Below are 7,878 nucleotides of genomic sequence, written 5' to 3'. Positions count from 1 at the left end.
GTTTGTCTCCTGAATAAAAAAAGAAAACACACTATGACAAAAGATTAATTAATCGGATATGTGCGGTTAATTAGGCGCTTACACACTTTCTGAGCCTGGGGTTATCGGGTCGCGCAAGGGAATTTCCCCCCTGCGCTTCCACGGAACCGGACGTGACAGTCTCCCGTCATCCGGCTCTTGTCGTTGACCGTTCGCGCCGCGTACAAATTTCCCAGTGTGCAAACAGACTAGGTTTAATGCTCCGTATTCTGCCTAACCATTCATACGCCTGAGCCAAACTACCGTGTACTCGCTTATATTTGCGGGTAATCCATTTAGCAAGGTGCAGATCTACATGACTGGCTATACGGTCCATTGCTAACCGATAAAAGCGCCCATAGTACTTAATCCAACCTCGTAACATGGGATTGATCCAATGTGCCGTGACTTCCAGCGACAACGGGGTTTTGTGACTCAAATCCCAGCCCCGTACTGCCTGCCGGATTGCCTTCGCAGCCCTGGCGCTCATTGCTGGCAGGAAATTCACCGATACAGACCAGCGTGGCATAACGCCATATGTCAGAAAATTTACTCAGATCCCGGCTGCTCATTTTCCGGCCTTCTCGTGCCAATTTCAGCAGTCGATTCTGGTGAACGGAAAGTGCAATTCCCTCAGGCAGGGCCAATTCCGCAATAGCATTCAGACGATCAATATGTTGCAGGACATTTTTACCGTTAATTTTACCCGGTGGCTGAAGCAGCCATGCCAGACGGGAAGGTTGTTCACCATCCGATATAAGCAGACTATCCAGAACTATTTTATGCTGCTTTTCCAGCGGTGCGATAAGAGCAGAAAATACCATTCTGTCGGCGAGTGTAGCGGCTTCAGCAAGCATTCTTTCAATCACATCGATAGAGGGAAAAATAATGTTATTGTTATGCAGCCAGCTGAGCATCTCTTCCGCAAGCAGAATTCCTTTATCGGTTCGCATGGCATGGGGATACAGTCTTTTTGTAACGACCGATTGAAAGGGGATAGTTCCAGGTATCGATAGAGTTCGGTCAGATGTTCCCAGCAGGTTTGCTCTCTCGACGCATACTCATACCATAATTCAGGCTGAAGCTTCAGTTGGGAAGCTACTCTGGATACGACACCCTCGTGAGGAGTATTGTTTTTGTCCGGAAGGAATCCAGGTCCCCGCAGATAACAAAGTAATACAGCGAAGCCCAGACGATTTGCAGGGCGTCGATGTTTATTAATGAGCGCAATATCCTGTTCATTTAAAAAACACATCCGGGTAAGAAGAATGTCATCATCGGGTACAACCAGTAAACCGACTTGTTCTTCACTGCTCAGTATCTGTCGCCGTGGCATAAATGTTTCCTTCACATATAGTTTTATTATGTTAAGGTTTGAGGTGACCGAAATGGAAGGATTTTGTTAAGGTTGGAATAAAAGTTCATCGTATCGTCAACGTAATTTTTGCTTTGCAAATGGAATGCGTTCATGTAGCTTCCGCATGAGTTACTAAAGTGTTAATATAACCAGTTAATTAATGTAAAAATTTTAATTAGATCACTTTATGTGGCTAATTATCGAGTAATTCATTAAGCCACTATCACGTTATTTTAGATTGAATGCTGTGCGGACAATCTATTTTGATATATTAAGGTAACAAATAATTAACTTATGCGGAAGCTTTAGGTGATAACCTAATCTATAATTACCACTTCTTTAATTTAACACTGCGATAACATCTATTTCCACAAGCGTTCCAGGCAGAGGTAATGCTACTACTTGAATTGCAGTTCGAGTTGGTTTGTTTTGTAAAGAACCTTCAAAAAATTCAGCATAAGCTTGCTGGAAACCTTGGAAATCAAGTAGGCCATTCTTCTCTGGTGTACCCACTAAAAAAGCTCTCAGTTGAATAACGTTATCCATCTTAATATTGTTTTTTGCAAGTATTTTTTTTATTTTTGATAGTATTGATTGTGTTTGAGTACGAGTGTCACCATATGCTAAAACCGTACCTGAAGGTGCATTAGGATCTGAAATATCGGCAAGAATACCACTAATATAAACTAATGAGGATTTTTCAGATATAGTAATTGACTCTGCGTATTGAGAATTAGTTGAACCATTACGGTATGTATCTATATTATTTTTACATCCCGTAAGGATAAAAAAAACAAAAAACACACAACCCAAACTAATTTTTCTGATATTCATAATTGACTCTCCATCATATTTTAAGTTTTGTACCCTATGAATTCAGGCTATGCCTGAAAAGGGAACCTTCCCATCATTTTTCAAGTTGCAATTTTGTTGTCTTTATTCGCTAGCTCTCGTCACATAGTTATATCTGTCAAGGCTAACTAGTGAGCTAGTTTTGCACTTTTTTGTGCCTAAATAATACAAATTTGAATTATTTTGTATACAATTCGAGTAAAATATTTATCCTTAATAAATTAGAAATACTCACCCTGTACATTTAATTTTCGCTCGTGAGTTAACTCTACTATCTATGCTACTACCATTGATATTTAGAAAGAACTACCAAACCAATAGAACAATGAAAAAACCACAAGAATTAATTGATAAATTGCATCAATTCACTTTAGTCTTCGTTCCTCCGACTAGGTTTAAATCCGTGAGATTTTGCTTGAAAAACAACTAAAATACTTAGTATTGCTAATGCAAACATAATTATTGTAAATGATGATGGTCCTAGTTGTTGAAGTAATCCCCCCCCGATTAAACCACCACCAGCGACAGCAAGATTAAAAACAGTAACTAGCATTGATTGTGCAACATCTGCGCCATTACCAGCTGTATCTGCAATTGTAGTTTGTAATAATGTTGGAGCGCCTCCAAAAGTCATTCCCCAAAGAGTGATACCTAAAAGAACTATCCAAGGATGATAACTTCCTACGCCAATTAGAATAGCTGCAAGAGCGAACCCTGTCAGACTAAGTATTGTCAATAAACGGAGCGATCTATCTACCCAAATACCTGTTATCCAAATTCCAACAATCGATGAAACTCCAAACAACAACAGTACCAAATCAACTCGATTTCCGAGACCTACAGATGTTAAATAGGGAGAAATGAAGGTGTAAAGAATGTTGTGTGCTAGTATCCACAAAAAAATAACCCACAATATTGAACGAATACCTGGGATAAGGAATATCTCCTTCACTGACTGATGCCTAGTTTCTTTTTGTCCTAAGAAATCAGGGATTGCTGTTCTTACCCAACCTATTGATATTAATGCGAGGGCTGACATAATCCAGAATACCCCGCGCCAATCAAATAGACTTCCTAGCCATGTACCAAGTGGTACCCCGAAACAAAGTGCAATAGGTTGTCCTATTCCTACAATAGCTAATGCTCTCCCTTGGAGATGCCCTGGCACCATATTTCTAGCATATCCAGCAAGAACTCCCCAAATAACCCCCGCAGACATACCTGCAACTAAGCGAGATGCTAATATAACCATATAACTGGAAGATAGAGCAGTAAGAGAGTTAAATATAAGCAACCCACCAATTGCTAACAAAAATAGAGGTCGTCTTGACCAGCTCCGAGTGGCAGCAACAATAGGTATAGCTGCAATTACAGACCCTAATGCGTATACAGAAACCATTTGCCCAGCAAGGGACTCAGATATATTTAAATCACGACTAATTTGTGGTAACAAACCAGCAGGTATTGTTTCCGTCATAATAGTTATAAATCCCGCTAAAGTGAAAGCGAGGAGTTTTAATATAGGAATACTTTCTACATTACCTATAGTCTCTGTTGGTACGTGATAACCAAGTGAATTTTTCATTATATTATCTCAAGGTCGATAGAAATATTATCGACCCTTTTATAGTTACGATATATCCTACGCAGAGCAATAATTATTATTTGGCAAAATAAGTTGCGACCATATCTTTACTACCGTGACCCGCTTGTTGTGCTCGTTTGAAACGTTCAAGTCCTGCCTCAACGCCATCAACTTTTACACCAGCGCGTTTGGAGGCATCTATAACTAATTCAGAATCCTTTACTGCATTATCCAAAGAGAAGCTAGCATCATAATTTCCAGAAATTATTGCAGTAGACTTTAGCTGGAAATACATATTATCCATCGGTCCACCTTTAACTACGTCAATAACAAGTGATGGATCTACACCAAGAGCTTTAGCGATAGATAAGCTTTCAGCGATCCCATGTGTTAAAGCGAAAGCCCAACTATTTAGGGCAAGTTTGAGCTTGCTACTCATACCGCTTTGCTCTGAAACCCACACAGTACGCTGACCAATGGCATCAAATATAGACTGAACTGTATTACGATCGGATAAAGGACCTGACGCAATAATAATTAACTTACCTTGCTCAGCTGGACCTTTAGTTCCTTGAACTGGAGCATCAAAATATTTAAGGCCATTTTCAGCAGCAAAGGTTTCAAGTTGTTCATTTGCTGTAATACCAACAGTACTGCTCTGAATCCAGATTGTCCCTTTAGATAAACTAGGTAATGCAGAATTTATAACTTTTAATACTGAATCACCATCTTTAAGCATTGTTAATATAATATCAGCATTACTAACTGCGTCTTGCACGTACTCATGTACAGTTACTCCGAATTCTTCCAGATTTTTTGCTTTTTCATAAGTGCGATTCCATGCGCTAACGTTAAAGCCATTCTTTTGTAAATTACAAGCGATAGCAGCTCCCATAATACCAGTACCAAGTACTGCAATTTTATTAGTGGCGTGTACTATTTGAGTCATAAATTTATCCTTCGAAATATGAGATATAATCTCGTTTGCTTAAATAGGGTATATTTTCAAACTGACAATTTAAAAAATAAACACCAGTTATTAACTAATCATTCCAAAAAATTTTGTATTTTTACGATATGATGATTACTTATTCTATTGTACTCATCGCAACGTCAACGATATCAGCGAGTCGCTCAGAACGATCTGTTTGAGGTGCTCCTTTACTGACAACTCTAATTCCTTGAATTGTGCTGACAATAAATCTAGCCAAAGCGATGGGCTTTCTGGTCGGGGCTATTTCACCTGTGACTTGACCTCGAAGTATCAAAGTACTCAGAGCATGTTCCATTCTGCTTAGGTTCATCGCTACCAGATTTGCAATATCACAATCATGTCGTGCCATTTCTAAAGAAGCATTTGCAACCATACATCCCAACTTTGCAGTATCATTGAGTTCTTCTGAAACGATTTTCAGAAGTAATTGTCGAATCAAATCCTTAACTGAGTCGTTTCGAGTAAGTAATTCAACGTAACTTGCTGTCATTTCATAATAAGACTGTAGGGCAAACTCATAGAGTCCATGCTTACTACCAAAAGTATTGTATAAACTCCCTCGTCCTAATCCCGTATCATTTACTAAATTCTGAATACTTGTACCGGAATACCCGCGAAGCCAAAAAGTACGCATTGCAGCCTTAGCTATCACATCCAGATCAAATTCTTTTGGTCTCATAAAATTTTCTCTTTTTGGAACGATCGGTCAAATAAAATTTATCACCAAGCATATAAGACAGTCAAGTTTGATATATAGGGGTCCGCTTGGAAAACGGAAAATATCCTACGCTAAGCCTATTTATTGCACAGTTCCTCATCAATACTAAAACTCATTATGTGCATTTCGGCGTTTCCGGCGTGCAACCCCACTAAATTTCTTGATTACACCCATTCATCAACATTCTCCCAGACGGTGCGAAAAGTCCCTGTTGTAGGAACTCTGAACTCAAACCAATTTGTTTGAAAAACTGCCTGTTGGTCGATATCAACACTTCCCAAAGGAGATATAACGACTTCACTACCTGGAGCTTTAGTTTGTTGGTTAACAACTATTGAATTTAATGGTGGTAAATCATTCAACAAGCACAAATTTCCAATAATGCCTAATTGACGACCTAATGTCCTCCCTGCTTGCCTTGAGCTATGCCCCATTTGTTCAGCTAACTCGCCATAAGTAATGGTAGATAAACCATTAGATTTATTATGCTCGACGAACGCCACAAGAATCAGCCAGATTTGTTGTGCTTGTACATAAAGGCGATCTCCGCGTTCAAATTTTTTAATCGTTGGCTTACTTTGCATTAAAATCCTCCATATTGTTCATTTCTGCGCAAATAGTTCAATAAAGAGCGCGTGGTTCACAATGGCATGGATTGCTCAAAAATGCAATGTGTAAACATTGGCATGACATTTATGTATACCACAATGTCATAGCCTAAAATTCTGCCATTTCTCTTTTGGATCATTACCTATCTGTCATGTACATTATGATCATTATTTAAATGTCATAATTGGGTTAAAAATGTACATTCACGGCTATCTACGTGCATCAACAAAAGAACAGGATGCTCTCCGGGCAAAAAATAGAATGAAAGCCTTTGTTGAAGAGAAAGGCTTTCGGTTAGCCAGTTGGTATCACGAAAATGTATCCGGCGCGTCACTGCAACGGCCAGAACTTTTACGATTGCTTGATGATGCTGCACCGGGTGACATTATTCTTATTGAGCAGGTTGACCGCCTTTCACGTCTGGATGAAGCGGGCTGGCAGAAACTTAAACAACTTATTCAGGAAAAACACCTCGTGATTGTCAGTCTTGATCTGCCGACGAGCCATATGGCGCTTGCAGAAAATGCGGGTGATGAGTTCACTCTGGCCATGCTTAAAGCGATTAACGGAATGATGCTTGATATGCTGGCAGCCATTGCACGTAAAGACTATCAGGATCGTCGGCGGCGTCAGGAAGAGGGAATATTGAAAGCCAAAGCCGCTGGTAAATTCCGGGGACGCCAAGCAGATAACCAGCTGCATGAGAAAATCATTGAACTTCGGGTTAAAAACAGGCAGAGCATCCGAGATACCGCGAGATTGTGTGGTGTCTCAGAACGAACGGTTATACGTATAGTTAAACTGAACACATGACTCAGAGGGATAAAATTTGAATAGGTAAGTGAGCTGAATCCGTATGTAAGGAGAATATTTATGCCACGGCGACAAATACTGACCAGCGAGGAAAAAGAATGCTTACGGATCGTACCGGATGATGACATCTTGCTGACCCGGATGTGCTTTTTAAGTGAACAGGATTTGGCACTTATCAACAAACACAGAGGATCAGCGAACCGTCTGGGTTTTGCTGTTTTACTCTGTTATTTGCGCGGGCCGGGTTTTACGCCGGATAAAAACAGCTCTCCTCACGATGGCGTTATTTCCAGATTAACTGACTGGTTAAAACTTCAGCCTGATTTATGGCACGAATATGCGGTGAGAGAGGAAACCCGTTGGGAGCATCTGGCTGAGCTTTATCGTTACTTGAGGTTGTCACCTTTTAGCCGATCTCTGCAAAAGACCTGCATCCGCCATCTTTATCCACATGCCATGCGAACCGATAAAGGCTGGCTGATTGCTGAAGAGATGCTCTCTTGGTTACACAACAATAAGGGGTTATCGGGTCGCGCAAGGGAACTTCCCCCCTGCGCTCCCACGGAACCGGACGTGACGAGCCTGTACATAGATTTGTGTAATTGCCCGATTTTGATATGTTTAATTAACCCTCAAAAGAAGGTGAACTTATGGACGACAAACAGTTACAGGCTCTTGCAACTGAATTGGCTAAGAATCTCAAAACCCCTGATGATCTCAGTCAGCTTTCCCGTTTGCTCAAAAAATTAACCGTTGAAACCGCCTTGAATGCCGAACTGACTGAACATCTCGGCCACGAGAAAAATAGCACCAAAACAGGCACCAATACTCGCAATGGCTATTCATCAAAGACGGTCATGAGCAATGATGTGTAGTGGCATAGTCATTCCGGACACCTTAGAAGCCTGTTAATCTAATCACAGTCAAGAAAG

7 protein-coding genes and 3 pseudogenes are annotated in these 7,878 nt (G+C 40.4%); 3 read left to right on the top strand and 7 right to left on the bottom strand.

The features are described 5' to 3' along the window. Positions 1-166: 166 nt before the first annotated feature. The 7 genes and pseudogenes from AB204_RS21690 to AB204_RS18910 form a co-directional block, all read right to left on the bottom strand. Complete coding sequence (locus tag AB204_RS21690) at positions 167-439, bottom strand: group II intron maturase-specific domain-containing protein (protein ID WP_235428143.1); 273 nt, start codon at positions 437-439, stop codon at positions 167-169. Next, positions 384-1,354 (bottom strand): annotated as a pseudogene (locus AB204_RS22120) (DUF4158 domain-containing protein). Before AB204_RS22120 ends, AB204_RS21690 begins: the two are co-directional and overlap by 56 nt. Positions 1,355-1,714: 360 nt before the next feature. Beyond that, a complete protein-coding gene (locus AB204_RS18930) occupies positions 1,715-2,209 on the bottom strand; it encodes a Rid family hydrolase (RefSeq protein ID WP_084728628.1) in 495 nt (164 codons plus the stop codon). Between the two features lie 388 nt (positions 2,210-2,597). After that, positions 2,598-3,812, bottom strand: a complete 1,215-nt coding sequence (locus AB204_RS18925) for an MFS transporter (RefSeq protein WP_047964940.1) — start codon at positions 3,810-3,812, stop codon at positions 2,598-2,600. Positions 3,813-3,888: 76 nt separating this feature from the next. Beyond that, entirely contained in the window at positions 3,889-4,761 is an 873-nt protein-coding gene (locus tag AB204_RS18920; RefSeq protein ID WP_047964939.1) for an NAD(P)-dependent oxidoreductase, read from the bottom strand. A gap of 139 nt (positions 4,762-4,900) precedes the next feature. Continuing rightward, entirely contained in the window at positions 4,901-5,485 is a 585-nt protein-coding gene (locus AB204_RS18915) for a TetR/AcrR family transcriptional regulator (RefSeq protein WP_047964938.1), read from the bottom strand. A gap of 203 nt (positions 5,486-5,688) precedes the next feature. Then, entirely contained in the window at positions 5,689-6,108 is a 420-nt protein-coding gene (locus tag AB204_RS18910; protein WP_047964937.1) for an MGMT family protein, read from the bottom strand. A gap of 220 nt (positions 6,109-6,328) precedes the next feature. Between AB204_RS18910 and AB204_RS18905 the strand changes: the two genes are divergently transcribed. The 3 genes and pseudogenes from AB204_RS18905 to AB204_RS18900 all read left to right on the top strand — a co-directional run. Then, the gene (locus AB204_RS18905; protein ID WP_047964936.1) at positions 6,329-6,946 is read left to right on the top strand and encodes a recombinase family protein; all 618 of its coding nucleotides are present in this window, start codon (positions 6,329-6,331) and stop codon (positions 6,944-6,946) included. Positions 6,947-7,006: 60 nt separating this feature from the next. Next, positions 7,007-7,462, top strand: a pseudogene (locus AB204_RS21680) (DUF4158 domain-containing protein); the annotation flags it as partial. Positions 7,463-7,596: 134 nt separating this feature from the next. Next, positions 7,597-7,815 (top strand): annotated as a pseudogene (locus tag AB204_RS18900) (transposase); the annotation flags it as partial. Positions 7,816-7,878: the final 63 nt, after the last annotated feature.

It is taken from the genome of Xenorhabdus khoisanae (genome assembly GCF_001037465.1).
Classification (GTDB): Bacteria; Pseudomonadota; Gammaproteobacteria; order Enterobacterales; family Enterobacteriaceae; genus Xenorhabdus; species Xenorhabdus khoisanae.
Note: the sequence above shows the minus strand (reverse complement) of the source record. Positions and strands in the feature narration are given on the sequence as shown.

What these genes read in the sequence shown, in the direction of transcription:
- AB204_RS18915 (WP_047964938.1), bottom strand. Translation starts at nt 5,485, where the DNA reads ATGAGACCAAAAGAATTTGATCTGGATGTGATAGCTAAGGCTGCAATG.
- AB204_RS18920 (WP_047964939.1), bottom strand. Translation starts at nt 4,761, where the DNA reads ATGACTCAAATAGTACACGCCACTAATAAAATTGCAGTACTTGGTACT.
- AB204_RS18930 (WP_084728628.1), bottom strand. Translation starts at nt 2,209, where the DNA reads ATGAATATCAGAAAAATTAGTTTGGGTTGTGTGTTTTTTGTTTTTTTT.
- AB204_RS18905 (WP_047964936.1), top strand. Translation starts at nt 6,329, where the DNA reads ATGTACATTCACGGCTATCTACGTGCATCAACAAAAGAACAGGATGCT.
- AB204_RS18910 (WP_047964937.1), bottom strand. Translation starts at nt 6,108, where the DNA reads ATGCAAAGTAAGCCAACGATTAAAAAATTTGAACGCGGAGATCGCCTT.
- AB204_RS18925 (WP_047964940.1), bottom strand. Translation starts at nt 3,812, where the DNA reads ATGAAAAATTCACTTGGTTATCACGTACCAACAGAGACTATAGGTAAT.